The organism is Micromonospora sp. NPDC051006 (assembly GCF_044456245.1).
Lineage (GTDB): Bacteria > Actinomycetota > Actinomycetes > Mycobacteriales > Micromonosporaceae > Micromonospora.
Window position 1 is genome coordinate 159,165 of record NZ_JBITFP010000006.1, and the last position, 26,477, is coordinate 185,641.

A 26,477-nucleotide genomic window follows, 5' to 3' on the forward strand; every position below is an offset into this window, starting at 1 on the left:
CTCCTCGGGCGATCGGGTAGTGCAATGTCACATGGATTGGGTGGCTGCCATCCACTTCTCCAGACCGTCGGCCTCGATCGGCAGCGCGCGGGACAGCACCTCCACTCCGTCCTGCGCGACCAGGAGGTCATCCTCGATGCGCACGCCGATCCCGCGCAGCTCGGGAGGCACGGTCAGGTCGTGTGCGTGGAAGTACAGCCCGGGCTCGACCGTGAGCACCATGCCGGGCGCCATCACCGCACCCTGGTACGCCTCCTGCGAGGCACGGCCGCAGTCGTGCACGTCCAGCCCCAGATGATGGCCGATGCCGCACACCAGATAGCGCCGGTGCTGCTGCCCGGTGTCGGACAGCGCCTCGTCCACCGAGACGGGCAACAGGCCCCAATCCGCCAGCCCCCGCGCGATCACCTCCATCGCGGCATGGTGGAAGTCGGTGAACCGGCTGCCCGGGCCGACCGCCGCCAGCCCCGCCCGGTGGGCCCGCTCCACCAGGTCGTGCACCTGCCGCTGGACGGGAGAGAACCGCCCGGACGCGGGCAGCGTGCGGGTGACATCGGCCGTGTAATGGCTCCTCACCTCGACGCCCATATCGAGCAGGAGCACCTCGTCGGGCAGCACCGGGCCATCACAGCGCACCCAGTGCAGGGTGGGCGCGTGCCGGCCGCTGCCGACGATCGTGGTGTAGCCGGGGCCGTTGCCGTACGCCCGGGCGTACCGGTCGAAGGTGCCCTGCAGCCACCGCTCGCCGGGCCCCGCCACCGCGGTCGGGATCTCCCGGGCAACCGCTGCGAAACCCTCGACCGTGCGGTCCACCGCCTCCCGGAGCTGCCCGATCTCCCACTCGTCCTTGTACATGCGCAGCTCGGCGAGGGTCCGACCTACCTCATCGTCCCGGGTCACCTCCTCGGTGAGCTCCGCGAGCGGCCGGACCTCGACGCCCAGCACCCGCGCCCAGTCGGCCGGCGCGGGCGCCGCACCGACCCACAGCTCACCGTGGCGGGCATCGGTGAAGAAGCCGGGGTCGCCAGGGCGGGCGGGGGGCGGCAGGTAGAGCGTGGCGGCACCGCCGCGCAGCACCACAGCGGCGTTCTCGACGGCGCAGCCGGTGAGCCAGAAGAAGTCGCTGTCCGGACGGAAGTCGTACGTCGTGTCGTTGCTGCGCACGGGGGCCTGCCCCGACGCCAGCACGACAGTCCGGCCGGGAAGCGCCTCGGCCAGCCGGGCCCGGTGGTCGGCGGCCGCCTCGGCGGCGCCCGGCACGACCGGCGGGGTGCGGTCGGGAACACCCCAGCCCGTGTTCATGTACGCCGTGAACGACGCGATCTCGGACAGCTTCGGCGGCCTGCCGTCACGCAACGGGAACTCCTTCCTGGCCGGACGGGTCCCGGTCGGGTCCCCAGGCGTCGGTGACACCGCCGCCCGCCTCGCGGACCAGCTCGGTCAGCCGGGCGAAGACCCGGTCGTCCTCGTGGACGCCGTCGTGCTCGTACTCGTTGGTGATCCACGTCCGGACGTTGCCGACCCGCGACGCGGTGTCCAGTTGCAGGCCGGCGTCCACGTACATGTCGTCGTGGTAGACGGCGCCGGCCACCGGGAGAATAGGGTTTGCTCCGCCGCAATCAGCACCGCCAGTAACGTGTGGCATTGCACTGACCCTAGGCTTGGACAGCTCACGTGCCAAGACGCGATCGCCGTCGGCGTGAAGCCGCGCCGGCGTGAGGCGTACGCCGCGAAGCGGATCCGGTGAAGGCCGGGCGCCGCCCGTTGTGGGGATACGGGCGGCGCCGGCAGCGGGCCGCGACCCGAACGCGGACCGAGGTTTGGACGGAAGGCCCGGGTCGTTGCCCTCGGCGTTCACTGCCTCGGGCGGCCGGGTGCAGAAGTCCTTCGGACCCCGGCCTTCCGCGCGGTGAACAGTATCGGCGCCGCCTGACACTCGGGCGCCGGTTATGGCGGATTTAATCCGCTAATAAGCCGTCGATTAGCCACAGCCGATCGCTTACCGAGGAGGCGTGCGGCGTGCCGATCGACGTCGAGCAGCGCAACTCTCCCGGCTGGTGGATGAAGCGGCTGTTCTTCCAGCTCAACGACCGGAACTGGCGCCAGCGGCGACCACTCGGGCGGTCCGGCTCCAGCTCGTTGGCCGCCCCTAAGCACCCGCAGGACCTCCCGGTCACTGCCGGTGGGGGACGTCCCGGGCGGGACCTGGCGCATCGGCGTGAGCGGAACCCCGTCGACACCGGGTTCGCCGTTGCTCTCCTCTCAGGTGAGCGGCGCCCTCGCCGGCGTTGGGACCCACACCCGATCCCGCCGGTCACGCTCGTCGACACCGGACTCGCCGCCGGGCGCGGTGGGACGGCGAACCGAGGCACGGCTCTCGCCGAATCGCCATAGATGTCAGATCGACCACAATACCCTATTGAACCGATAGGAGAGATAGGTATTGTCCGCCGTACGGACCGCGCTGATCGGAGAGATCATGACCCTCACGTTCCACTGGTTCCTCCCCACCAACGGGGACAGCCGGGACATCGTCGGCGGCGGCCACGGACTGCCGGCCGGCGCGGCGGGCGGCGCCCGGCCGCCGACGGTGGCCTACCTGGGCCAGATCGCCCGCAGTGCCGAGCAGCTCGGCTTCGCCGGCGCGCTCACTCCGACCGGCGCGTGGTGCGAGGACGCCTGGCTGTCCACGGCGATGCTGGCCGAGGTGACCGAGCGGCTGAAATTCCTCGTCGCGTTCCGGCCCGGCCTGATCTCACCGACCTTGGCGGCGCAGATGGCCTCGACGTTCCAACGCCTGTCCCGGGGGCGGCTGCTACTCAACGTTGTCACCGGCGGCGAATCACACGAGCAGCGGGCGTACGGCGACTTCCTCGACAAGGACCAGCGATACGCGCGCACCGACGAGTTCCTGCACATCGTCCGCGCACTGTGGCGCGGTGAGACAGTCACCCATCACGGCGCTCACTTGAGGGTCGAGGAGGCTCGGCTGGCCGCCCGCCCGGACCCGGCACCCGAGATCTACTTCGGCGGGTCGTCCGGTGCCGCCGGCCCCGTCGCCGCCCGGCACAGCGACGTCTACCTCACCTGGGGCGAGCCGCCCGAGCAGGTGGCGGAGAAGCTCACCCGGATCCGCGGGCTGGCCGCCGAGGCCGGCCGGCAGCTGCGATACGGCATCCGCCTGCACGTCATCGCCCGCGACACCAGTGAGCAGGCGTGGGCACAGGCGCGACGGTTGCTCGCCGGCATCCCTGACGAGGACATCGCCACCGTGCAGGCCGGGTTGGCGCGCAGCGAGTCGGAGGGGCAGCGGCGAATGATCGCATTGCACGGGGGTGCACGGGACCGGCTGGAGGTGGCACCGAACCTGTGGGCCGGCGTCGGCCTGGTTCGGGGCGGCGCCGGCACCGCGCTGGTAGGCAGCCACGGCGAGATCGCAGACCGGATCGCCGAGTACCACGCTTTGGGTATCACCGAGTTCATCCTCTCCGGTTACCCGCACCTGGAGGAGGCGTACTGGTTCGGCGAGGGTGTCCTGCCGAACCTGCGCGACCGCGGACTGTGGACGCATCCCCAGGGTGACTGGGCCGAAGCCGCCCCGGCCCAGGTGCCCTTCGCCACGCCGCCCCAGCCGAAGCCGCGCCAGTCGGCGGCTGTGTCGTGACCGTCGCACTGGTACTTCGCCACTGCCACTCAGCCGAGTTTGACGCCCATCGAACCGGGAGGGTTCGCGTATCCCCCCGCAGTGGGAATTTGAGCGATGCGTCCTGACAGCGGCGGATACTCGAAAAGCTCGCCGACCATACTGAGCACGAGGACGCGCGCTGGCGCGCCGACGGCGGCAATGATGGCTATCTCCTGGCCTCGCGCCAAGGCGGTTCCCTGACGGCCAGCAGCGCGGCGAGCGCGGCACAATCGAGATGCCGCAGCGCTGTCAGGTCGAGAGCGAGACGGAGCACCCAAGAGGGAGCCAGCAGGCGCCTCAGGTCGTCCTCAAGCTGATCGGCGGTAGCTAAGTCGGCTTCACCGCTCAGGGCGACATACCGAATGCTTGCCCCTACGTCCCGGTAGTCGCATCGCAGCACGCCGCGACCAATGGCATCGTCCATCGAAGGACTCAGTCCCCGCCCCGCGAAGGACGCTAGGAGAGCCGGCCGAGGTAGCACCATCGATCCGGCGCCGAAGGGGACAGAGCTTGCGTGCGGCGGTGCCGGCCTCGACGTGGCACTCCGGGCGCCAACTCGAACGGTAACCGCGGCAGCCGCCACCGGCCAGGTCAGGCGATAACCATGCTGACTAGCTTCGCTCTGCCGGCGTTTGGTCCTACGGTGGCTAACTCCGCACTCTCGCATTACCGTGTGTGCGGCGCTGATCACTTTGCTGCCTCCCGCGCCAGGAAGGAGCGCCCTGATGGCGTACCCGCTCGAGCGCGACCTGCACCTGACGCACGACCCGGCAAGGGGCTACTGGCACTTCGTTCTGCATATCGAGCCTCCGATGGGAGCGGGAAGCGCGCTCAACGCCTCGCAGCGGTTCGACGCCTCCGGGAGCCGGTACGCCGCAGAGTGGATCGAGCGGCTGACCCCCTGCGATCCCGACGCCCTGCATGTCACCCTCGTCGGCCAGAGCGACGCGCCGCGCCTGTGGCAACCTTGCGTCTACGACGATCCCGACTCGCCCGCCGCCGTCGCGCGGGACGGATGTGTCTGCTGGCAGACGTACCGTGATCCGCTGACCTGGCTCCCCGTCGCCGCGCACCACTACCGCACGGTCAGCGGCAACCACGAGACCTGGCAGCACCTCACCTACGCGCCGCTCTGCCTTGCCGACGGCGAACGTCTCGACGCTCTCGTCATCGACCGGGAAGCGGACATGATCTGGGTGCGCAGTGACCGGGGCAACCTGCACATCCTGCCCGAGAAACAGGGCGCCGGGTACAGCGTGGGATATCGGGGTGGGGGCCCCACGGAGTTGGCTCGAATGATCGAAAAGATCGTGCGCTCGGAAGGCGCCGACGTGTCCCCCGGGACCTCTGCTGAGCTGCCAAACCGGAAGGTCCACTCCTGGATCAGCAGCGAAGCCGCGGACCGCACGCAAGAGCTCACGCTCGACCAACTCAAGCTGCTCTGCCGCACCGGCATGGTGGCGTAGCGACATGAACCCCAACGTCGAGCACGTCGTGAGAAGAGTTACCCACTCCCGAGTTCGAGCCGACGGTCGAGGCGGCTCCGAGGGAACTGCAGCAGCACCGACAGTGGCCATGATTCATCACGAGGCTTTCCTCGTCGGACCAACGGATTAGATCTCGCCGAAGTAGCCCTCCTCCTCACCGAGCAGCAGCGGCACGTCGGACACCAACATGTCGGGCCGGGCCCGGGCATACCGCACCCGGTGCCTCCATCGCTGATGCTCGAACGCGACGTCCGCCTCGATCTCCACGACCACCGTCGGCTCCACCTGCACGTACGGCAGCGGCTCCGGCCGGTCGAGCTGCCCTGACCAGGACGCGGGTAACGGCTGCGGCCACGGGTGCGCCACGGGCACCGCGCGGCGCCGCGCTGCTCGCGGCGGCGACAGCAGCGCGCCGAGTTCCTCCCGCTGGCCTGCATTCAGCGGATGCGTTCGCCCCGTGTACCGCAGCTTTCCTCGGCGATCGAACCGGCCGAGCAGCACGGTGTCCGGGCTGGAGAGGTTGCCGGTCACCCCGCCGGCGATCGCCTCGGTGGTGATCCGGGTCCGGTACTTCCACCAGCCCCTTCGACCGGGCTCGTAACGGCCGCTCAGCCGCTTACTCACCACCCCCTCGATGCCCGCCGCGACGGTCCAGTGCGCCAACCACTCCGACACCTGCCGCATATCGGCCGTCTGCGGCGTCAGGGTGAGCTGCGTCGGCGCGTCGGCGAGCAGCCGGCCCAGCCGGGCCCGCCGCTGCGACAGCGGCAGCTCCAGGGTGACCTCGCCGCCGTCATCGGCCAGCAGGTCGAACACCACCAGGTGCGCGGGGCACTCGCGGGCCAGGCGCAGCAACGCGCGACCGGCGCTCACCCGCCGCTGAAGCTGCGCGAAGTTCGTCCTACCGCGCTCCCACACCACCAGCTCTCCGTCGAGCACCACCCCGGCCGGGATGCTCTCTCGGATCGCCCGGGTGATGTCCGGGAAGTAGGTGCTCAAGTTCCGGCCGGCCCGGGACTGGAGGAACACCCCGTCACCCTCACGGAAGGCGATCGCTCGCCACCCGTCCCACTTCGGCTCGTGCACCACGCCGGGGCCCTCGGGCACCTCGTCGACCGGCGCGGCAAGCATCGGCGCCACCGGCCGCCGCAGCACCCGCTCAGCCGCGGGCCCTGCACGGCGCCGGGCAGGGCTCACCGCCCGCGCCGGCCGTGAACGCTCCTCATCTTCCGCCCCCCACGCCAGCGTGAGGGAGAAGCCACCCGACAGGGGCGAAGATCCGCGACAACGAATGCCGCCGGTACAGCGCCGTGTCGCCCCGACACCGTACGACTACCGTTTCGTCGCGGCCTTCGGCGTGCGACCCAGCGCTGCCTGCTCAATAGAACTGGGACACATAGCCGCAGCCACGTGGATGCTTGCAACCGGTGGTCCTGCAGCCGACGCCTGCGGCAAGGGATCGTGACGCCTGCCGCGGCGCGAAGCTGCGACGTCAGGAAAGACGTGAAGATGCGGGACTGGGCTCCGGACGACATCCGATTGATTGCCAGGTGCTCGCATCTCGGCGGCGGCACCGAGGCACGCGGCTGGCTTGCTTGACTGGTGAGCTCTGTTGATCAGCTACGTAGGCGCACGCTAGCGAGCACCACAGCGCCAGCGATCGCCGCGATGCCACCGATGAGCAAGGGGCACTGGCCGTGACTTCGTCGACCACGACTCCGCCGACGATCGCTCCCAAGGCGATAGCGACGTTGCAGACCGTCACGATGAGCCCGCCGATCTGCTCGAGCCGGGTCGGCTCGGTCCGGGCACCCCAGCTCAGCACCGTTGTCGGCACACCGCCGAACCCCAGCGGAACCGCAGATGCCAGTTCCCGTCGCGTACGCTGGCCGGATCGCGCTGGTCGGCCTCGGCCCACAGTCGCGGATCGACCCTCGGAAACGCGACCTCGCGCGGTTCGAAGAATGGGCCGTCATCGTCCTCGATGGCTAGCACGGTGACGCCGCCGATGGTCCTGCTGACTGTCATCCCAGAGCCTCCCTATCTGCTACCTGACACCGACTGAGCGCAGCGCCGCGAGCACGAGCACGCGGGTCGCAGCGACGACCTCGCTCACCCGGACCTGCTCGCGCGGTCCGTGTGCCAGGCGTACGTCGCCGGGCCCGAAGTGCAGGGTCGGCACACCCGCCCCGGTGTACAGCCTGAGGTCGCTCCCGTACGGCGCGCCGCGTTCGAGCAGTTGCGGACCGCCGACGGCGTCGGCGTGCGCGTCGCGCACCAGATCCCGCAGCGGGCTGCCTGGCGCCAGGCGGCCACTGGCGAACTGGCCTCCCGGCCAGGTCACGGTGGGCGGCTCGGGTAGCCACGCCTGCGCGGCGGCGGCCTCGGCGACGCAGGTCTCGAGCGCAGCCCGCGCCTGCGCCGTGTCCTCGTCCAGCTGCACCCCCAACCTGCCCTCGGCCACGAGCAGGTCGGGCACACTACTGGCCCAGTCGCCCGAACGAAGCTTGCCCACTGACAAGGCGTACGGGATCGTATGGTCGCTCATGAGTGGATCAGGCGCGCTGTTGCGCCGCTCCTCCAAGCGGGCCAGGGCGGCATGGATCGGCAGATAGGCGTCGATCGCGCTGATCCCCGCGTCACGAGTGCTGGCGTGGGTCGCCCTGCCGCCCACCTCGATCCGGAAGGTCAACGCGCCGGCGTTGGCGGTTACCAGGGCGCCGCTGGTGGGCTCGGTGATGATGCAAGCATCGCCGGTGTGGCCGCGCCGTAGCGTGCCGAACGCTCCGAGCCCGCCGTCCTCCTCGCTGACGGCGAAGTGAGCCGCGATCCTGCCGCGCAGCCTGGCACCGCTGGCGCGGATCGCGGCGAGCGCGGCGAGGTTGGCGACCAGCCCAGCTTTCATGTCACAGGCGCCCCGAGCGTGGACCACGTCTCCGACAACCTTCGGGACGAACGGGTCCCCGCGCCACTGGGCTGGGTCGCCGGGCGGCACGACATCCACGTGACCCTGCAGGATGAGGGTCGGCCCGTCGCCCCCGCTCGGGGTGACGGCGGCCAGCCCCCACGCCTCATCCCGCGGCGTCTCAGTACCCGGAAATTCGGGATCGGCGCGCAGCGCGGGCAGATCCATCGCCCACAGGTCGACCTCAAGGCCCAGCGCATCAAGGCGCTGGGCCAGGACGTGCTGCAGCTCGGATTCGGCGGCGCTGCCGGTGACGCTCGGAACCGCCAGCAGTTGCAGCAGCGTACGGGCGATGCCCGCTTCGTCGACCGCGGCCAGGGCGTCGGCCTCCGTGGCAGTGAGCGTCGTGGTCATGGCACCCGCCCCTTCCGAGATACGGCGACGATGTGGCGCAGTGAACCTATCCAGGGCCTGCTGCGCAAACAATCGCCAAAACTTGCTGACCACGTACGATCCTTTGCATAGATGGCCAGGGATAGGCGATTCTTTGCACAGGAGCACAGCGTCACGCGAGGAGGTCGGTGCCCGTGGACCGTATTGACGAGGAGATCATCCGGTGCGTGGTCGCCAACGCACGCAGCACGTACGCCGAGATCGGCAAGGCGGCCGGGCTGTCCCCGTCGGCGGCCAAACGACGACTCGACCGCCTGGTCGCCGCCGGCGCCATACGTGGATTCACCGCAATCATCGACCCCCAGGCGCTGGCCTGGCGCACCGAGGCATATGTCCAGATCCACTGTGCCGGCAACCCGACTCCCGCCCAGCTCCGGCAAGAGCTCGAGAAGATCCCAGAAGTGATCGAGGCGTGCACGATCTCCGGCGCAGCCGATGCGATGATCCACCTACAGGCCGAAGGCATCGCTCACCTCGAACAGGCCATCCAACGGATGCGGACCTCCCCCGTCATCGGGAGCACCGAGAGCGTCATCGCGCTGTCCCGACTCATCAGCCGCCCCCGGATGTGAGCCTGTCCTCACCGGCGCACAGGACCCAGTGAGCACGACCTCGCACATTGACTGAAGGCGATGCTCGTGCAGGGGCAGCCATACGATGACCGGTGTCGTGCCAGCGGCAACGCCAGCCCGCAGGTGTCAGTCGATGACGGCGGTGGCCTCCACCTCGACCAGCAGGTCGGGCTCGCCCAACGCGGCGACGCCCAGCAAGGTGATCGGTTTGACCGGGTCAATTCCCAGCTTCGCGGCCGCCCGGGCCACGCCTTCGCCCAGCAAGGGCATCTTGTCGGGGGTCCAGTCGACGACGTAGATCGTCAACTTCGCCACGTCGTCGAACGAGCCCCCGATCCCCGCCAGTGCCGTGCCGATGTTGAGGTACGCCTGCTCGACCTGGGCGGCCAGGTCACCCTCGCCGACCGGGTTTCCATCGGCGTCGCGAGCCACTTGCCCGGCAAGGAACACCAGCCTGGATCCGGTGGCGACCGACAACTGCCGGTACACCTCGGGTTTCGGCAGTCCGTCCGGGTTGACCAACTCCACAGCCACGGAGCACTCCTCACGATGCAGGAACTGGACGACTACGTAAACATATTGTGATGCCGTGGTCAGGACGAAGGACCCGGCGATCCGGACCCTGCTGATCGAGCGGGCCGCGCAGTTGCTGCGGGCACGGGAGCCGGTCACCCTGCGCTTGTTGGTCGCGGGTACTGGCGTGTCCACAATGGCCGTGTATACGTACTTCGGCGGGATGGACGGCTTGTGGCGCGCGATGCGCCAGGAGGGGTTCACGCGCCTGGCCGCCAAGCTCGAGACGGTGCGGCTCTCAGCGGACCCGGTGCGAGACCTCGCCGCCTTGGGGGCCGCATACCTGTCCAACGCCCTCGCCAATCCCGACCTCTACCGGATCATGTTCGACACCGGCTTCGAACTGGAAGACCCCGCGGCCGCAGACGAGACGTTGCATTGTCTGGTGCGCGCCACCGAGCGGGCCAAGGGCATCGGACGGTTCCGCTCCGACATCGACGCCTTGGCCCTGGCCACGCAAAGCTGGGCCATCGGCCACGGACTGGTTTCACTGGTGGCCACCGGCCCCCTGCCGCGCGAGGCCCTCAACCACGGCGCACCCATGCTCACCGCGCTGTTCATCGGTTGCGGCGACGACCCGGACACCTGCCCCCGGTCAGTCGAGCTCGGTTGGCGCCTCGACCCCTCATCCGAATCGCGGTCCGCTAGCCGTCCCACCTAGGCAGCCAGCGCCGAACGGTACGCGTTGTTCGGCGTAGTCCCGGGGGATGCTGTCTCCTTGTTCGCTGGCGTCGACCTACATGGTGCGGGCGAACGATCCGACGCGGGCCGCAGGCGGGTTGACCAGCCATTGCCTGGCGATAGCCCGCGGCGCCTGGATCGAGGCATGTAGCGAGATACCGCTGAATGACGAGCGAATATCAGGCGGTGGCCAGGTTGTATTCGCGGTCGGTGAACAGGTCCACGTCGCGGGGCCCCAGTTTGACGACACGGCGAGCGTGAAGGGCGAGCTGGCCGCGCGCTTCATCGAGGCGACGGCTGGCGACCAGCATTTCGTCGGTGGCAACGAACGACTCGTTGCCGGTGGAGTGCATGGCAGCATCCATTACGCCGGTGAATGCCATCATGAGGCTGTTGGCCAGGGCGATGCCGTCTTGATCACCGCTGGTCCAGATCTGCGACCAAGCGGTTTCCACGGTGGCCATGTCCTTGGCCAGCCAGTCGTGGAGCACCATCGGATCTAGAGGCTTGTGCCCTCCAAGCAGCTGGTCGCTCACCTCCCGCAGGCCCGAGCGCCAGTACCTGGTTTGCCGCAGCGCCTCGGCCTTGTGCGCGAGGCGCAGGGCGCCTGACAGCATGAGGATGTAGGCGCGCTGAAGGTCGGCCTGCTCCCGGTGTCGCCGCCTCAGCCGACTTTGCAACAGGACCACGAACAGCGAGGCGAAGGCGGTGATCGCTGAGCCGAGCAGGGCGGCGACGGTCGAATTCACGCCGACATGATGCCTGCCAATGCTGGATGCCGACTCGTGGGGGTCGGTGGAAAGGTCTACTTGGCTGTTTCGCTGCGATGGCACCCGTGGTGACGCGATGCGACTGATCTCGTTTGAGAGGACACCACGGCTCGTCAGCCCAGCGGCACGCCTCGTCCCGTCCACGATTACTGCGGTTGCCGATCTGCTGACGCGTCCGCGCAAGCGAGCGACGAGGAGGGCCCGCGGTCGTCTGAAGCCTCCAACTGCGCCTGCTGCACGGGGTCACGGTGGGCGAGTCCGACTGTTGTCAGCTTGCCGTCGCCATCGCGACCCCGCGGCGTGCTCCTGTGGGTCTTCAGATGTCAGCGAGGCTACCTCGAAGCCGGTTCGCGAGCGTGATGGTCGTTTCCTGGGGTTCGGCGTCGAGGTCGGCCAGGGCTTTGGTCAGGGCGCGTAGGAGGGTTCGGATGCCGTCGGCGTCGCTGAGGGCGTGGCGGGCGTGCATGGCGCGGGTGTAGAGGGCCTCGTTGTAGCCGTCCAGTCCAATGGCGTTGTCGAGCAGGTCGGATGCGCCCTGCGGGTCGGAGCCGATGAGGTCATCTGCCAGCAGCAGATGCGCTTCGGTACCCCAGCGGCGCACGGTCTCCCGATGTGGCGGTAGCCATTCGTAGTCCTGGCCGTCCGCCAACGGCGCGGTGTAGAGGGTGCAGGCGGCGGTGAGCAGTTCCCGGCGGCGGGGGCCGGTGGCGATGGTGGCTGTACGTAGCAGGTCGCGCAGTGTCCAGACGTCGACGTCGACGGTGGCGGGGTCGAGCCGGTAGCGTCCGGCGCCCTTGACGAGGTAGGCGTTCTTCGCGTCGGGGTCCGCGGCGCGGCCGAGTACGTGTCGCAGGTTGCTCGCGTTGGTGTGGACGCGTTGGTCGGCTTGGCTGACGCGGGCGTCGGGTTCGAGGTATTCGCCGATCTCCCGAGTGGTGACGCCGTCGGGGTGGCAGGCCAGGAACACGGCGAGCTCGAGGGCTTTGGCGCGTAGCGGTCGGCCGGGCTGGCTGATGTTGTCGATGCGCGGCGGCCCGAGCACTCGCAGTCGCGCCTTGCCGGTGGGGCTGGCCTCGACAGGCACGGTGAGCGGTGCGGGCCGATCGCGAGAAGGGGCGTTGGTTCGGCTCGCATGCAGTGCAACGGTCGGGCCTGGTGCGCCGGGTGACCCAGTTGCGGCAGGTTCCCCGGTCTGCGCTTCTCGCAGGGTCGTGAGGATCTGCATGGCGGTGTCGGCCTCGAGTACGGGCAGGCGCGGTGGGATCGGCTCGGTGGCCGGCCCGGACGCGAGTGTGGTGTGCCCGTCCGAGGAGACCTCGATGGTGGCGCCGTGTGCCCATTCGCCGAGCAGCACGGCGGACACGTTCAGGTCACCGCCGAGCGCGAGGACGGTCTTGGTCCTCAGGGAGGCGTTGGCGGGTGGGGCGGCGGTGATGAGCACGACCGGTGGCAGCGCCTCCTCGTCGGGAGCCTGCTCACGCAGGGTGTCGAGGTCGGTCAGCGCGTGCTCGTCGAGGATGCGGCTGCGGTGCAGGAGGCGGGCTTCGATTGCGGTGAGCGCGTCATCGACGCTGTCGACGAGGTGCAGACGTGGCCACGGTTCGAAGGCGGTCGCGTCGGCGCCGAGGAGCGTGACCATGGTGGACGTGTCGATGATGACTTCACCGCGTGCGTCGGGGTGGTGCGGTCCGCCGGAGGTCAGGATCGCGACGAGCGCAGCGCGGGCTGCGGCGTGCGCGCCGTCGCCGGCGACGCCGATTCCGCCGGTCGGCAGCGACGCGGGTACGAGGACTGGCGGCTCTCTGTCGTCGTTGTCCGAGGCTGGTGGATCGGGGTTGCGGGCAGCCACGGCACGTCGGACGTGGACGACCGGCGGTGGCAGCTCGACGGGCGGATCGGCTTCGGGTTCGCCGGTGTAGCGCCGGCGGCGCTGCAACCAGACCAACGTGGCGGCGGCGCTGATCGCGGCGGCGAGCGACCATGGCAGCCACTCGGAGGTCGACAGCTGCACACCGCCTTCGTCGGCGGCAATGGCCGGATGGTGTGTGTCGGTGACCGAGGGCGAGACCGGCGGCACCGCGGGCGCGGGAGCCGCCGACGAGGGAGCCCGCGAGGGCCCCGGCGTGCTGGCGGCTGACGATGACGTGCTGGGGGCCGTGGACGGATTCTGGGTGCTCGCGGGCGGCCGCACGCTCGAGTCCGGTGGCTCCGGATCCACGCTCGAGGAGGCAGATGGGGTGGCAGGCCGGGACGTGCTCGCCGACGGTGGCGTGGGGGGCGTTGCGGGTTTGGCGGCCTTCGGCGGGCGGGCGTCGGCGGGCAGTCGGAGTTCCCAGCCGGGGTAGATGAGGTCGCAGTCGCGCAGGATGCCGCCGACGCCTACGAAATTGCGGTGCTTGTTCAGATGGCAGATCTCCGGCCACCGGTTCGCGTCGCCGAGCCACTCCTTCGCGACCTTGGAAAGCGTGTCGTGTCGCTCGACCGTGTACAGGTAACGCTCGTCGGCGACCTGGATGATGGCGGGCCCGCGGGCGGCGGCTTGTCGAGGAATGTCGACACGGTCTGTCGCTGCGGCCGAGGTGGCGGGTTGGTCCGGGGTCGCCGTGCGGTCGGGCGTGCCGGCGGACGTGACGGCCAGCGCGGCGGTGCCGGCCAGACCGAACACCAGCCGGTGCAGCGGCGCCGGCAACCTGAGCGCGGGAACGCGCCACCGGGTCAGCACCGCGAGCACCTCGGCGAGCAGCAGCAGCGCGAGGACGCCCCACAGCAGCCACATCACCCACAGGGCCGCGCCGACGAGGACGTCGGGGGTGAATCGTCCACTGGATCGTGCGAACCAATCCGGGATCTGCGACCAGGCCGGCAGGCGTCGCACGGGGTTGCCGCCGGCGGACCACAGCAGCGTCGGCACCGCGATCAGGAACAGGCCAGCGCCTACGACAGCGCGACCAGCCCTGGCCAGCGACCGCGACAGCGAACCACGACGGCGCGGGGGTGATGCTCGGGACGGGTGGACCGTGGCCCGTGCACCGTACTCGGCGAGCCTGTCGCCTTTGTCCGGGGACATCTGCGGCACGTGCCCCTCCCCCGCAATTGATCGTCAACCTCTTCGCATACACGAGGATGAGTGTCTGCGGCCAGTCCGCCGAGAAGGATTCTCACCATCCGTGCACAAGGGATCACCCGGAAAGGATCACGTTGGCATCGCCCCGCCCTCACGGGCGAGACTGCCCCTCATGCCAAGCGGGGGCGTCAGGTTGTCGATTGATCTCAATTCCTCGGCTGTCGCCGCTACGGCCATCCGGCAGGGAACGCGGGTCCCGATCCTCATCGACGGTCGCCTCGTCATGCCACCGGGCGTCGCCATCGGCCCCACGGGACAGCTCTACGTCGGCCTCGACAGCACGGCAGCAAGGTCCCTCCCAGCGCAGCACCGACTCGTCGATAACCCCACCGACCTGCTCGGCAAGCCCGTACGAGCCTTCGATGCTGTACAACCCGACCCCGTGGACCTACTCGCCGCCGTACTGCGGCATGTCGGCCAGCATTGCGCCCACCAGGTCGGCCAGCCGGCCACCGAGCTCACCGTGACCATCCCGCCCGGCTGGGGACCACGCCGCCGCGGCCAAGTCGGCGAGGCGGCAACCCGAGCAGGACTACCTCCTCCCACCCTGGTCACGGCACCCGCCGCCCTCACCGCCTACGCCACGATGCTCGGCCTCCACACGCCCGAAAGCTCCTGCGTGCTCGCCTGTCAGGCGGATCGCCATCCGGCGACCCTCACCGTCCTGCAAACAGTCGGCGACGGCTACCGCGAGTTGGCAACACACCAGCTCGATGGCACACCCGACCTCGACCACCTCATCACCCAACGCGTCGTGCACACGGCAACCGCCGACGACGACCCCCTCCGAACGGCAATCAACCAGCCCTCAGACGACAACGCAGAGGGCCGCCTCGCCCTCCTGGAATCCGTGCGCACCGCCCGTCATCTGCTCGTCGAACAAGATCGGGCGCCGATCCTGCTACCCGCGCCCCGACAACCCACGGTCATCACCCGCGACGACATCACGGCCGCCGCACAACCTCTCCTCGATCAGATACCCAGCGCAGTCCACGAACTGCTCGACGCAGCTGACGTCGACACCGAGCACCTCACCGCGGTCGTCCTGAGACCAGCCCATGCCCTGCCCGCCCTCGCCGACCAGCTCACCCAAGCCACCGGCGCTGCGCCCGTCCTCATCGACCATCCCTACGCACTCGCCGACGGAGCCCTGACGCTCACCGCCGCCCACCAACCGGGACCGCGTGCCGGCGCCGCACGGCTACCCCGCGTCCGGCTGCGGGTCAGCGACCTCACCGGAGCCCTGCTCATCGGCGCATCCTCGCTGACGCTGCTCCTGCAAGCCGTCTTCACCGCCAACATCACCACCGTCAACACCTGGGTAGCCGGCGTGCGCACCTCACTGCCGCAACTCGGCACCGCCGGCGCACTCGCCATGCTCACCGCCTTCGCCGTAGCGCACCTGGCACCCACCACCTGGCTCGCCGGATCACCCACCGCGTCAACGCCCGAACCCACGACAGGCAACCTCATCCGGCGGGGATACCTCGCCGCTGCCGTCGGCGGCGCGGTCACCGCCACCCTCTACGGACTCGCCACCGGCACGGCCGTCGAGTTCGACTACACCCCCTACCTGAAATGGACCCTCGGCGCCGCCTTGCCCCTCACCGCGTGCGCCGCCCTCATCGCCGCCGCCGCACCCCGGATCCCCGCCGACGCACTGCCCACCTGGCTCGCCCTGACCCGCCCCGCCATCACGTACGCCCTCATCGCCGCCGCCGGCATCTTCCTCATGCGCGCGGCACTGACCCTCACCACCCCCATCCACACGAACAACACCGCCGGCATAGCCGGCAGCCTCGGAGCAGCCCTGCTCGGCGTAGCCACCGCGCTGACCGCCAGTCGTAGCCGGCTGCTTCGCACCATCACCGCGCCAGGTCTGGCCATCGGCTACGCCCTCGTCTTCAGCTACGACACCAGCAGCGCCCTGATCGTCGGCTACCTCGTCGCCGTCACCTGGTGGGGCATCCGACTCACCGCCCAAACCCTGCGACTCGCCTTCCCCATCAACCGAACCATCCTCGGCCGCATGATCGACAACCAACACCACCAAGGCGACCGGCCGCCGCCCCAGGCCTGAAAAGGAATATGGACAGTCGAACGCTCTACCTCCAGCGGCTCTGACTTGCTGTCGCCGCACAGGTCCTACATGCACCCCGATAGGCCATCGCAGCCTGCGACCGGCCTAATCGACCAACGACATAAACCGCTACCACGCCGGCCTTAACCTCCACCCCCTTTGGCATGGCGAACGGCACCGTGGCAGACGGCCTAGGCACCCGCGGGCGGGTGCGGTTCGGGCTGCATCGTGGCCGGCTGGAGCGGTCTTTCATACCCCCAGCGCCGCCGACGCGATAGCACTCGGCCCAGTGTTTCGGCGAGCAGGAAGGCACCCAGCGACGCAGCGAGTGTCGGCCCGATCAACAGCCAGACTGGGCGGAGAACGTGCGGTCGATCACCGATCACGACTGCGACGGGCGTTGGTCGTGCTCGCCTCGGCAGGCGGGAACACGGCGCCAGCGATCACCTGCCTGGTCCCAGCCGGAACAGGTCGGACTCTGCTTCACCCCGAGCTACGCCTCCTGGGCCAACCCGATCGAGGCCTAGTTCGGGCCGCGGCTTCGGGCCGCAACGCATTGCGTTGACCTGGCAGTACGCCGAAGTTAGCGTTAACAAACCTCGTCCACTTCAGAGGGAGCCCCACACCGGCCAAGGAGGATCAATTGAGACTGCGACAGCGAAGGTCCCGTCCCAGGCGGAGTCGGAAGGGTAGAGGTGTCGCGGTCCTGGCACTGGGTGCGCTTCTTTCGGTCTCGTTCGCGGCGACGCCCTCGCACGCTGCCGAGGAGCAGCTCAACGAGGGTCTGGTGCACCACTTCGCCCTCGACGAGACCAGTGGGACGACGTTGGTCAACTCGGGTAGCGCGGGCTCGGCGGCGAACGCCACGCTCGTGAATCCCGAGAAGGCGACCTTGACCGGCGAAGGAGTCAGGTTCAACCCCGACTCCTACGAGAGCGCCCTCGACGGCGCGTACGTGGCGCTGCCGAACGACATTACCGCCGGCATGTCTAACCTCACCGTCGACTATGACGTGTGGATTGACCCGGCGAACGTCGGCGAGCACCAGATGTGGGGATTCGGCCGCAAGTCCGGCTCGTGCGACGTCGACACCGGCGCCCAGGGCTCCATCTTCGCGTCGAACACCCAGCGGTTCCGCGTCGCGGTGGGTCCGGCGAACCTCCAACAGAACCGGGTCCGCATGCTTGAGGCAGCGTGGACGCATGTCACCTACACCCAGTCACTGAACTCGAACGGTACGAGCTGGACCGGCAGGCTCTACGTCGACGGCGTGCTGCACGCGACGTCGACGAACCTGGCCACGGCGCCGTCGGTGAATGCTGCGGGGACCAATTGCAACTTCCTCGGTCGCTCGCAGACGTCGGGCCACTACTCGTTCCGCGGGACTGTCCGGGACTTCCGCGTGTACGACCGGGCAGTGAGTCTCGACGAGACACTCGCCCTGGCGGAGAGGACCGTCTCCGATGGCGTTCGCGCCGACGCCGCCGCCATCGACCTCGGCCTGACCAGTGCGGTCGTACGCGACATCGTTCTGCCCAAGGTGGGCTCCGCGGCGGGCTCGGCCATCACCTGGACGAGTTCGGACCCGTCGGTCGTCGAGGTCTACACACCGCCAGCCCTCGCCAGCGCACGCAAGGTTGCGGTGACCGGCAGGATCACCCGGCCCGCGCAGGGGCAGCCCGACGCGACAGCCACGCTCACGGCGACTGTCCGCAAGGGCGCCCAAGAGGTCACCACACGGGAGATCCCCGTCGTGGTAAAGGCCGAGTTCGACGATGCGCAGGCGGTCGACCGTGACACCTTCGACCTGACCCTGTACGCCACCGACGACGTACGCGGAAACCTCGACCTCGCTGCCAAGGGCGAGTTCGGATCCACGATCACCTGGAGGTCGTCCACCGACCTCGTCACCCCGACGGGTGAGGTGACCCGCCCGGCCTTCGGCCATGAGGATGTTGCCGCCGCCCTGACGGCGACCATCACCAAGGGTACGGCCTCGCAGACGAAGTCGTTCCCGGTGACCATCACCGCCCTGCCGCGTTCCGAGGAGTACGAGCGGTACTTCATGGGGTACTTCAAGGGCGAGGGAATTGCCGACGGCGAGCAGATCATGTTCGCCACATCCAACGGAAACACCGCTCTGGACTGGACCGGCCTGACCGGAGGTCGGCCGTCACTCATCTCCCAGCTGGGCGACCAGGGGCTTCGTGACCCGCACATCGTCCGCTCACCCAACGGCGACACGTTCTACATGATCGCCACCGACCTGAACTGGTACGACCAGGGCGGATACGCCATCAACGACACCCAGTACATCGAGGTGTTCGAGTCGCACGATCTTGTGCACTGGACCCCTCAGCGGCACGTGAAGGTCGCGCCCGACAACGCGGGCAACGCCTTCGCACCAGAATCGCTGTGGGTCGAGGAGATTGGCGCCTACGCCGTGTTCTGGGCACAGTCGCTGTGGGACAACCCCGTGAACCGCACCGGTCAGGGGAACGCGCAGATGTGGTATGCCACGACGCGAGACTTCCAGACGTTCTCCGCTCCCCGGGTCTGGCAGAACCCGGCCCCGCTGTCGCGGATCGACACGACCGCGATCCGGGTCGGTGACTACTACTACCGCGTGACCAAGAACGAGGCCGGCAACCAGGGCTCGGACATCTTCTCGGAGAAGCACACCGACTTCCTGGACAGCAACATCGACAACTGGACGATGGTCGCGCCGGCTCTGGGGCGCACGACGTGGGTCGCCAACCAGGGGTACGAGGGACCGGTCATCTTCAAGGCCAACCCCGGTGACACCTCCTGCCCCGGCCAGTTCTACCTCTGGGGTGACAGGTACACGAACGGTGGTGGATACCAGGCAGCGTGCCACGAGAACATCGAGGCTCCGACCTGGAACGCCAAGGCGATCACGATGACCAACGCGGGTGTCGTCCGTCCGCGTCACGGCACCGTGATCCCGCTGACCGTCCGCGAGTGGAACGACATCCGCGGGAACCCGAACAGCGACGTCACGACCACCACCGAGGTGGCTGTCGAGCCGTACGCGAGCGGGGCCCAGACGACCACGGCCACCGTGACAGTCACGGCATCTGACGGGTTCGAGACCGGGGGTCAAGTGCGGTTCAGCATCGGCTCGTGGTCGAAGCTCGCCCACCTGAGCGACGGCGCCGCCACGGTCACGCTGCCGACGGGTCTGCCTGCGGGTGCCCGGACGGTCAAGGCCGAGTACCTCGGCTTCGACTACCTGAAGGCGTCGGAAGGTACGGCGTCGTTCGAGGTGCCCTCCGGCCCGGCCGCCGTCAAGGTCCAGGCGAACACCGCGCCGGCGTCGGTTGTCCGCGGGGACACGTTCAGATTGAACGTGACTGTTGGGCCGGCGGGCGGGCGGAAGCAGAACGCTCCGACCCCGACCGGCGAGGTCACCGTCACCTTCGGCGGCACCGTGCAAGTCGTGCCGCTGGCGGACGGTAAGGCCGTCGTCGAACTGCCGACCGCCGATCTTCAGCCCGGGGCCTACCGGGTCCATGTTGCCTACTCCGGCAACCCGACCTACCAGCCCTACGACGCCAATTACCAGGAGTTGACGGTGCGGTAGCCAGCATAGGCACGCCGAGGCGTGCTGAGATGCGCCACAAGAAGGAGCGGGCGAGATCTATTGATCTCGCCCGCTATCTGAAGCGTGTCAAAAGCGTCAAGCCACGTGACTACGTTGAGGCGCCAAGGTGGCTCCTGGGCCGCCTCGACGAGCACGGACGACTCCGCTACACCGTCGCCGCCCTGATGCGTGAACGACAGCATACACGCTAGCCTTAACGGACTGATGAGTCCATCTCCGCGTTTGGCCTGGAGCGAGTTCAGCTGGGGGCCCCTTGGCCCTAGCCGCCCTTCAGCGCAGCTCAAAGCACCACGAGATGACGGTCCACGAGGTCTGGGCGGTTCTGGCCACGAGCGGTCAACTGGACTATCGAGTCCGCGCAGGCTAGCCTACGGAGGTACTCGGTCACGGGGTGATACGCCCGGCCACAGCCCCCACTCAGACTGCGGCTCGGCTGCTGCTGGAATCCGCGTATCTGGACCGCCACTACCAGGATCTACAGGAAGGCGCGCCTGTTGGGGACCGATCGGGATCGTGTCGTCGCATCCGCCCGAGCTGTCCTTTCTGCGAATAAGCGCCGACGCACGGACATGACCACCCGCGGCCTCACGTTCGTCGCCGAGGAACCGCACAACGGGGCGAGATCGTGACATTGAGGTAAGACGGCGCCGCAACCGACACTAAACAGTCGGACCATGACGCCGTTCGTTGTGCCCACCTACCGCGAGCGTCGAACCACACACAGAAGGAGCAAGAAAATGAATGACACCACGCAGTCCACCGAAGATCTGGCGATCCTCGAGCAGCTCAACCTTGACTACAACCATGCGGACCAGGCCAGCGATGCCAAGCGCTTCAGTGAGTTTCTTGCTGAGGATTTCATCGTGCAGACACCGGGTGTCACCCGCAACCGCGACGAGTACCTCGAGTACATCGCCAAGCCGCGCCCTTTCAAGGATCTCACGCTGCGCGACGCCAAGATCCGCATCCTCGGTGACGTTGCGCTGATCCACGGCCGCGCCTCATACACCCTGATCGCGGACGGCGCGGAGCAGGAAGCTCTGTACACGGACGTGTACCAGAAGCGTGAGGGCACCTGGGTCTGCATCTCAGCCTGCGCGATCGCTCCGGGCGCCTGACGCCGGTCGAACGAGGCTCCTGGTCGCGAGACATCTTTGCACTCGGGTGGGGACCACACGGGAGCCAAGGGATAGTTCAGGACAACAGAAATGCGCAGCTCGATGCTCAACACGGCACCAGTGACCAACGTGGCCGGCCAGGGCAGAACGCTCCGGCTGACCTTCATATCTGCAGTGGTCTCCCTGGTGGCCGCATTTGCCACTGTGGGCTCGACGATCCCGCTGTTCAACATCTATCGGGCCGAGGACGGGTTCACCAACGCCGGCATCTCGATGAGCGTCGTCGCGTACTCCGCCGCCACTCTGACCACGCTGCTGGTGCTGGGGCGACTGTCCAATCATCTGGGCCGACGGCCCATCTCGATCGCCAGCCTCGTCCTGCTCCTCTTGGGCTGTGCGCTGCTGTTGAACGTGCACGACATCGGCACCCTGATCACCAGCCGGCTCCTGATGGGCCTTGGTGCCGGGCTGGCCAGTAGCAGCCTCACTGCGTACATCGTCGACGCCGCACCCGCCAGGCCTGCGTGGTTGGCCTCTGTCGCCTCCAGCCAGACAGTCATGCTTGGCCTCGCCGTCGGCACCATCGCCTCCGGCGCCCTGGTTCAGTTCGGGCCGTGGCCACGCGACTTCATCTTCCTGGTTGTCATCGGCCTTCTCCTGCTGTCTGTCGGTCTCATTGCCGTCAGCCCGGAGACCGTGACTCGGATGCCGGGTGCTTGGCGATCGCTGCGACCCCGGGTCTACGTGCCGGCCCGGGTCAGGCATCTGCTCCCCGTCGCGGCGGCGGTGTTCCTGGCCACCTGGGCGGCCGGGGCCTTCTACCAAGCGTTCGTGCCCGCACTGGTCGAGGATCAGCTCCACACCAGCAGCCCGCTCATCGTCGGATTGGTGTTCGCCGCCTACATGGGTCCCAGCGTTCTCGGCGCTCCCGTCGGCGGCCGGTTCACCACAACGGCAGCCCAACGTGTCGGCATGATCGCCTTCCTAGCCGGAATGATCGGCATCATCACAGCGATCGCCACCGGCACACTGGCGTTGTTCATCGCCGCAACGATCGTCGCCGGCGCCGCTCAAGGGATCGCCATCAGCGCCGCCACTCGCGGTCTGCTGCACGGAAGCACACTGGCCGACCGGGCACCGATCCTCAGCGTGATCTATCTGCTCTGCTACAGCGGCGCTACGATCCCGGCCCTCATCGCCGGCCGACTTTCCCACACCTTCTCGCTGCCGCAGATCGCGCTCGGCTACGGTGCGCTCGCCCTCATCGCCACCCTGTTCACCGCCACCGCCGCACGCAACGCGCACACCGACACGGCCGAGAACAGCCAGCACGGTGAGTAATCATGCGACGAACCTGGCCGTATGCAGACCTCACTCGACCGTGCGCGGGCGCTGATCGTTCTCGTGGACGCCCATCGGTCGCGAGAAATACGTCGATAGCCGCGCCTACGACTCTGTCGACGACATGCGGCTGGACGAGTACGACTATCGCCGCGACCCGGGACCGATCTGATGAGCATTAACGAAGGGACACCACCATGACCGGCCCATCTGAGCCGACCCGCGACGCCTTCGAGTACCCCGACGAGGCCGGACACCCCGACGAGAAAGGCACCCTCAGTCAGGACCAGGCCGTCCTCGTCGACGAGGTGCTCGATGATCCCCATGCCCCCGCATTCGACTTCGCCGTCGTCAACGACGAGAAAGCCGGCATCTACGACGCCATCGCCGGCGACCGCGAGATCGCCGGGCTGACCTACAACGTCGCCGGCGACGACCGACTCGTGCTGCTGGCCGTCTTGGTGTACCCCGAGTTCCGCAAACAGGGCATCGCCACCGAACTGATCCGACGCGTCCTGCACGACGCGCGCGCGCAAGGCAAGACCATCACCATCCTGTGCCCGATCGTGCGCACTTTCATCGAGCACAACCATGAGTACGCCGACCTCATCGACCCTGCGCACCCCGGAGTGACCAGAGGGTTCACACCGATCCTAAACCCACCTATCAGCTCCCGGCAGAAAGTGTGACGATGACGATCAATCTCGAGGCCGAGGCGGTCGTCCGTGACGAGAACACCGCGGCGATCATTGCCGCTTTGGACGAGTCAGGTCTTAGCGAGGTGGAGTCCAGCTGGGAACTCGATGTCATCAACGACGCGGAGCACGGGCGATGGGTCGCCACCCTCGGTGCCGAAGCGATCGCCGAGCTCCCGTACCGGTTCGTGGGTGGCCGTGTCGTTCTGCTGACGACTTGGGTCGATCCCGCCTACCGCAACCATCGGGTAGCCACGGAACTCGTCTCTCGCGTCCTGAACGAGATCCGCGAGAGCGGGAAGAAAATCACTATCATCTGCCCGGTCGTGGGTGAGTTCATTGCCCGCAACCCGCAGTACACCGACCTCATCGATAAGATCCATCCCGGCTCCGGCGCGTACCCGAAGCACGAACCCGTGAACCCCGAGAAGACCGCAGCGGTGTCCGGACTGGACTGATCCGCCAACGTCACAAACCAGCGCGCTACCTGGTCATATAGGTGTCGGCTGCGAGAGAAACAGAGGACACCGTGCGAACGATTCTGGTGGTCGGCGGCGGCTACGCCGGCTTCTACACGGCCTGGAAGCTGGAGAAGAAGCTTCGGCGGGACGAGGCACGGGTCGTCGTGATCGATCCGCGCCCGTACATGACGTATCAGCCGTTTCTGCCCGAGGTGCTGGCCGGATCGGTCGAGGCGCGACACGCCGCGGTGTCGCTGCGCCGGCACCTACGCCGGGCCACGCTCATTTCGGGCACGGTCGTCGCGGTCGACCATGCACACCGGACGGCTACTGTGCAGCCGGCCGAGGGTCCGCAGTTCGCGCTCGGCTACGACATCATCGTCGTCACCGCCGGCGCGGTGACCCGCAAGCTGGCCATTCCCGGCGTGGCGGAGCAGGCGATTGGCATGAAGCACGTCGAGGAGGCGGTGGCGATCCGGGATCGGCTGCTGACCGCCTTCGACCGGGCCTCGACGCTCGAGCCGGGGCCGCTGCGCCGGCGGCTGCTCACCGTGACGTTCGTGGGCGGTGGGTTCTCCGGCGTCGAGGGCTTCGGCGAGCTGCTGTCCCTGGCGACGTCGCTGATGCGGGCGTACCCCGAGCTGAACCCTGCCGAGCTGCAGTTCCACCTGGTGGAGGCCCGGGACCGCATCCTTCCCGAGGTGTCCGACGGACCCGGGCAATGGGTAGTGCGGTCGCTGGAGAAGCGCGGGGCACACATACACCTCAATGCACAATTGATCTCCGCCCGCGACGGTCACGTGGTGCTGTCGACCGGGGAGGAGTTCGACTCCGACCTGATCGTGTGGACCGTCGGCAACGCCGCCAATCCGATGGTGCGTAGCCACACCGATCTGCCCATCGACGGGCGCGGGATGCTGATCGTCCGAGCCGACCTGCGGGTCGGCACCGAGAGCGAACCAGTGCCGGACGCCTGGGGTGCCGGCGACGACGCGGCGATTCCGGACCTTGCCGTGAGCCGACCCGGCGCCGTGACGGTGCCGAACGCCCAGCACGCCGTGCGGCAGGGAAAGCTTCTGGCGAGGAACATCGTGGCCACCCTCCGCGGGCGGAAGGCGAAGCAGTATGTGCACCACAGCCTCGGCACCGTCGCCACGCTGGGCCTCGGTCGGGGCATCTTCCAGTACCGAGGCATCGTTATCAAGGGGCTGCCGGCCTGGCTGATGCACCGGGGGTACCACGTCCTCGCCGTACCGAGCTGGGAACGGAAGACCCGGGTGCTGGCGGTCTGGCTGACCGCCGCGGTGTTCGGCCGCGACATCGTCTCGCTGGCCTCGCTGCAGGATCCCCGCCGCGCATTCGTCACCGGCGACGACCCGGTGGAGCCACCCGCGCACCCGCCTATCCGGTCCCAGCATGTTCAATCGGCATGACAATGTTGTGCGCAAGTTCGCCGAGGCCTGCCGACTAAGGGGTGTTTCACAAGCAGGTCAGAGCCACTCGGTGATGGTGAGGACGGCTTGGAAGCGGACGGCCAACTTGTCGTATCGGGCGGCGACGCCGCGGTGGCGTTTGAGACGCCTCGGGGTGGGCCGGCTCCGGACCTGTTCCGATGTGGTCCTGGCCGACAAGGCCTACACCAGCCGCGGCAACCGCCGCTACCTGCGGACGCGCGGTATCAAGGCCTGCATCCCGAGCAAGTAGGACTAGGACGACCACCGCAAAGCCAAAGGCTCCCGCGGCGGACGCCCACCCGCCTTCGACCGAGACTTCTACCGGCTACGCCACGCCGTCGAGAACGGCATCGCGCGGGCGACCCGGACGCGGCGCAGGACCGGGATGAACTGCCGACTGTCACCGCAGTGCCCCGCGGTCACGACCATCGACAGGACCTTCTGGCCCTGCTCACAGGCCAGGTGCGTTTTCGCCAACCTTCTCTTGCTTTGTTTAGGGCACCACGAGGAGGTCGACGGCGACGAGCGCCGTTACCCGCCCGAAACGCTCAAGCGGTGGAAATTCAATCAGGAGGGCGCAGACAATTCTGTACTGAACAGGTTGACCGTGCTCGACAGCCCTTAGCCAGCGGTTTTGCCGATGACGCGTTCCATCTCCTCTCGACCGAAGGCCCGCAGCGTCGTGGTACGCACGTTGCCCGCCCCGCCGAGCTGCAGGAGCGCCGCGGCGGCGGTTTCGTCGTCGGGCGCCTCGACGACGGCCACGAGGTCGTACGGACCGACGGTCCAGTAAAGCTTTTGGAGATCCGCTCCGACATTCTCGGTCGCTGTCGCGAAGGCGTCGGCGCGCTTCGCGGTGTCCTTGTAGTTTCGGATCCCCTGATCGGTCCAGTTCAGCAACGCGATATAGATCGGCATGGTCCTTCACCTCCATAGAGACCTCATCGTAAGGCTAATTCTGGGCATAGTGGCCTGAATCGGCATCAAGTGCGCATCAGCACGAATGATGCGAGTGATCAACAGGATGGCCGTCCGCCCGGCGAGCCAGGCCCAGCCATCGCTTCTACGGCGGAGCTGGCATAACGAGTGAGGCAGAAGCCCATGTCCGCCAGGGGTTGGCGCGCGCCCCCCGGCCCTCCGGCGGAGCGGGCCAACACCCGGCCGGGGGGAGATTCCTCGGCCGGACAGTGAGAGTCGCGGGGCGTGAAGATCGGGTGAGCCGGGAACCGGGACGCCCGGCGCTGCGCCGTCCGAACACCGCCGCGCGCACCGGCCACAGTTGACGACGCACTTCTATCCCGCGCTGGGTGCCCGCCCGATTGGGCAACTGCGCCACTCCGAGCTACAGCATTCGTAAGCGGGCTTGGCCTGAGCGTCTCCGTGTCGTCGATCCGACCAATTTGGGCGACCAAGCGAGCGATCATGAGAACCGCGGTAATCGACCGACTGATCA

21 protein-coding genes and 3 pseudogenes are annotated in these 26,477 nt (G+C 68.2%); 13 read left to right on the forward strand and 11 right to left on the reverse strand.

All coding sequences use genetic code 11. The annotated features are described in order from the left end of the window. Positions 1-27: 27 nt before the first annotated feature. Positions 28-1,356 carry an aminopeptidase P family protein gene (locus tag ACIBBA_RS13180; RefSeq protein ID WP_396696807.1) on the reverse strand — a complete coding sequence of 443 codons (1,329 nt, stop codon included), beginning with the start codon at positions 1,354-1,356 and terminating at the stop codon, positions 28-30. Further along, positions 1,349-1,591, reverse strand: a complete 243-nt coding sequence (locus tag ACIBBA_RS13185) for a hypothetical protein (protein ID WP_396696809.1) — start codon at positions 1,589-1,591, stop codon at positions 1,349-1,351. Before ACIBBA_RS13185 ends, ACIBBA_RS13180 begins: the two co-directional genes overlap by 8 nt. Positions 1,592-2,479: 888 nt before the next feature. On the opposite strand from ACIBBA_RS13185, the gene ACIBBA_RS13190 reads away from it, so the two are divergent. Beyond that, complete coding sequence (locus ACIBBA_RS13190) at positions 2,480-3,664, forward strand: LLM class flavin-dependent oxidoreductase (RefSeq protein WP_396696811.1); 1,185 nt, start codon at positions 2,480-2,482, stop codon at positions 3,662-3,664. 187 nt (positions 3,665-3,851) lie between these two features. On the opposite strand, the gene ACIBBA_RS13195 is transcribed toward ACIBBA_RS13190, so the two are convergent. Continuing rightward, positions 3,852-4,352, reverse strand: coding sequence for an STAS domain-containing protein (locus ACIBBA_RS13195; RefSeq protein ID WP_396697048.1), 501 nt, complete (start codon positions 4,350-4,352; stop codon positions 3,852-3,854). Between the two features lie 58 nt (positions 4,353-4,410). Between ACIBBA_RS13195 and ACIBBA_RS13200 the strand changes: the two genes are divergently transcribed. Next, positions 4,411-5,151: a hypothetical protein gene (locus ACIBBA_RS13200; RefSeq protein WP_396696813.1), complete on the forward strand. Its 741-nt coding sequence runs from the start codon at positions 4,411-4,413 to the stop codon at positions 5,149-5,151. 147 nt (positions 5,152-5,298) lie between these two features. Here ACIBBA_RS13200 and ACIBBA_RS13205 read toward each other — a convergent pair whose 3' ends face one another. The 3 genes from ACIBBA_RS13205 to ACIBBA_RS13215 form a co-directional block, all read right to left on the reverse strand. After that, positions 5,299-6,303 carry an ATP-dependent DNA ligase gene (locus ACIBBA_RS13205; protein ID WP_396696815.1) on the reverse strand — a complete coding sequence of 335 codons (1,005 nt, stop codon included), beginning with the start codon at positions 6,301-6,303 and terminating at the stop codon, positions 5,299-5,301. Positions 6,304-6,990: 687 nt separating this feature from the next. Continuing rightward, positions 6,991-7,200 carry a hypothetical protein gene (locus ACIBBA_RS13210; RefSeq protein WP_396696817.1) on the reverse strand — a complete coding sequence of 70 codons (210 nt, stop codon included), beginning with the start codon at positions 7,198-7,200 and terminating at the stop codon, positions 6,991-6,993. Positions 7,201-7,219: 19 nt separating this feature from the next. Beyond that, complete coding sequence (locus ACIBBA_RS13215) at positions 7,220-8,491, reverse strand: ArgE/DapE family deacylase (protein WP_396696819.1); 1,272 nt, start codon at positions 8,489-8,491, stop codon at positions 7,220-7,222. A gap of 173 nt (positions 8,492-8,664) precedes the next feature. On the opposite strand from ACIBBA_RS13215, the gene ACIBBA_RS13220 reads away from it, so the two are divergent. Continuing rightward, positions 8,665-9,102, forward strand: a complete 438-nt coding sequence (locus ACIBBA_RS13220; RefSeq protein WP_396696821.1) for an Lrp/AsnC family transcriptional regulator — start codon at positions 8,665-8,667, stop codon at positions 9,100-9,102. A 126-nt stretch (positions 9,103-9,228) separates the two neighbouring features. Here the strand turns inward: ACIBBA_RS13220 and ACIBBA_RS13225 are convergent, their stop codons facing one another. Next, the gene (locus tag ACIBBA_RS13225; RefSeq protein ID WP_396696823.1) at positions 9,229-9,636 is read right to left on the reverse strand and encodes a RidA family protein; all 408 of its coding nucleotides are present in this window, start codon (positions 9,634-9,636) and stop codon (positions 9,229-9,231) included. Positions 9,637-9,691: 55 nt separating this feature from the next. Here ACIBBA_RS13225 and ACIBBA_RS13230 point away from each other — a divergent pair, with 55 nt between their 5' ends. Then, positions 9,692-10,336: a TetR/AcrR family transcriptional regulator gene (locus ACIBBA_RS13230; RefSeq protein ID WP_396696825.1), complete on the forward strand. Its 645-nt coding sequence runs from the start codon at positions 9,692-9,694 to the stop codon at positions 10,334-10,336. Between the two features lie 199 nt (positions 10,337-10,535). On the opposite strand, the gene ACIBBA_RS13235 is transcribed toward ACIBBA_RS13230, so the two are convergent. Beyond that, complete coding sequence (locus ACIBBA_RS13235; protein ID WP_396696827.1) at positions 10,536-11,105, reverse strand: hypothetical protein; 570 nt, start codon at positions 11,103-11,105, stop codon at positions 10,536-10,538. A 115-nt stretch (positions 11,106-11,220) separates the two neighbouring features. Here ACIBBA_RS13235 and ACIBBA_RS13240 point away from each other — a divergent pair. Continuing rightward, positions 11,221-11,331, forward strand: a pseudogene (locus ACIBBA_RS13240) (transcriptional regulator); the annotation flags it as partial. A 111-nt stretch (positions 11,332-11,442) separates the two neighbouring features. Here the strand turns inward: ACIBBA_RS13240 and ACIBBA_RS13245 are convergent. Then, a complete protein-coding gene (locus ACIBBA_RS13245) occupies positions 11,443-14,037 on the reverse strand; it encodes a transcriptional regulator (protein ID WP_396696829.1) in 2,595 nt (864 codons plus the stop codon). Between the two features lie 346 nt (positions 14,038-14,383). Here ACIBBA_RS13245 and ACIBBA_RS13250 point away from each other — a divergent pair, with 346 nt between their 5' ends. From ACIBBA_RS13250 to ACIBBA_RS13285, 8 genes and pseudogenes are all read left to right on the forward strand, one after another. Then, positions 14,384-16,330, forward strand: a complete 1,947-nt coding sequence (locus ACIBBA_RS13250; protein WP_396696831.1) for an Hsp70 family protein — start codon at positions 14,384-14,386, stop codon at positions 16,328-16,330. Between the two features lie 787 nt (positions 16,331-17,117). After that, positions 17,118-19,934 carry an immunoglobulin-like domain-containing protein gene (locus ACIBBA_RS13255; RefSeq protein WP_396696833.1) on the forward strand — a complete coding sequence of 939 codons (2,817 nt, stop codon included), beginning with the start codon at positions 17,118-17,120 and terminating at the stop codon, positions 19,932-19,934. A 758-nt stretch (positions 19,935-20,692) separates the two neighbouring features. Next, entirely contained in the window at positions 20,693-21,073 is a 381-nt protein-coding gene (locus ACIBBA_RS13260) for a nuclear transport factor 2 family protein (protein ID WP_396696835.1), read from the forward strand. Positions 21,074-21,163: 90 nt separating this feature from the next. Further along, positions 21,164-22,414, forward strand: a complete 1,251-nt coding sequence (locus ACIBBA_RS13265; protein ID WP_396696837.1) for an MFS transporter — start codon at positions 21,164-21,166, stop codon at positions 22,412-22,414. A 197-nt stretch (positions 22,415-22,611) separates the two neighbouring features. Further along, entirely contained in the window at positions 22,612-23,103 is a 492-nt protein-coding gene (locus ACIBBA_RS13270) for a GNAT family N-acetyltransferase (RefSeq protein ID WP_396696839.1), read from the forward strand. Between the two features lie 2 nt (positions 23,104-23,105). Then, entirely contained in the window at positions 23,106-23,567 is a 462-nt protein-coding gene (locus tag ACIBBA_RS13275; protein WP_396696841.1) for a GNAT family N-acetyltransferase, read from the forward strand. A 71-nt stretch (positions 23,568-23,638) separates the two neighbouring features. After that, the gene (locus tag ACIBBA_RS13280) at positions 23,639-25,003 is read left to right on the forward strand and encodes an NAD(P)/FAD-dependent oxidoreductase (protein WP_396696843.1); all 1,365 of its coding nucleotides are present in this window, start codon (positions 23,639-23,641) and stop codon (positions 25,001-25,003) included. Between the two features lie 145 nt (positions 25,004-25,148). Continuing rightward, positions 25,149-25,367, forward strand: a pseudogene (locus ACIBBA_RS13285) (IS5/IS1182 family transposase); the annotation flags it as partial. A 16-nt stretch (positions 25,368-25,383) separates the two neighbouring features. Here the strand turns inward: ACIBBA_RS13285 and ACIBBA_RS13290 are convergent. Then, positions 25,384-25,495: pseudogene (locus ACIBBA_RS13290) on the reverse strand (IS5/IS1182 family transposase); the annotation flags it as partial. A 150-nt stretch (positions 25,496-25,645) separates the two neighbouring features. Continuing rightward, positions 25,646-25,942, reverse strand: a complete 297-nt coding sequence (locus ACIBBA_RS13295) for a GYD domain-containing protein (RefSeq protein WP_396696845.1) — start codon at positions 25,940-25,942, stop codon at positions 25,646-25,648. Positions 25,943-26,477: the final 535 nt, after the last annotated feature.

Bases quoted from the DNA above. Each gene is read 5' to 3' on its own strand.
- ACIBBA_RS13190 (WP_396696811.1), top strand. From the start codon at position 2,480: ATGACCCTCACGTTCCACTGGTTCCTCCCCACCAACGGGGACAGCCGG.
- ACIBBA_RS13195 (WP_396697048.1), bottom strand. From the start codon at position 4,352: ATGCGAGAGTGCGGAGTTAGCCACCGTAGGACCAAACGCCGGCAGAGC.
- ACIBBA_RS13200 (WP_396696813.1), top strand. From the start codon at position 4,411: ATGGCGTACCCGCTCGAGCGCGACCTGCACCTGACGCACGACCCGGCA.
- ACIBBA_RS13205 (WP_396696815.1), bottom strand. From the start codon at position 6,303: ATGCTTGCCGCGCCGGTCGACGAGGTGCCCGAGGGCCCCGGCGTGGTG.
- ACIBBA_RS13210 (WP_396696817.1), bottom strand. From the start codon at position 7,200: ATGACAGTCAGCAGGACCATCGGCGGCGTCACCGTGCTAGCCATCGAG.
- ACIBBA_RS13215 (WP_396696819.1), bottom strand. From the start codon at position 8,491: ATGACCACGACGCTCACTGCCACGGAGGCCGACGCCCTGGCCGCGGTC.
- ACIBBA_RS13260 (WP_396696835.1), top strand. From the start codon at position 20,693: ATGAATGACACCACGCAGTCCACCGAAGATCTGGCGATCCTCGAGCAG.
- ACIBBA_RS13265 (WP_396696837.1), top strand. From the start codon at position 21,164: ATGCGCAGCTCGATGCTCAACACGGCACCAGTGACCAACGTGGCCGGC.
- ACIBBA_RS13270 (WP_396696839.1), top strand. From the start codon at position 22,612: ATGACCGGCCCATCTGAGCCGACCCGCGACGCCTTCGAGTACCCCGAC.
- ACIBBA_RS13275 (WP_396696841.1), top strand. From the start codon at position 23,106: ATGACGATCAATCTCGAGGCCGAGGCGGTCGTCCGTGACGAGAACACC.
- ACIBBA_RS13295 (WP_396696845.1), bottom strand. From the start codon at position 25,942: ATGCCGATCTATATCGCGTTGCTGAACTGGACCGATCAGGGGATCCGA.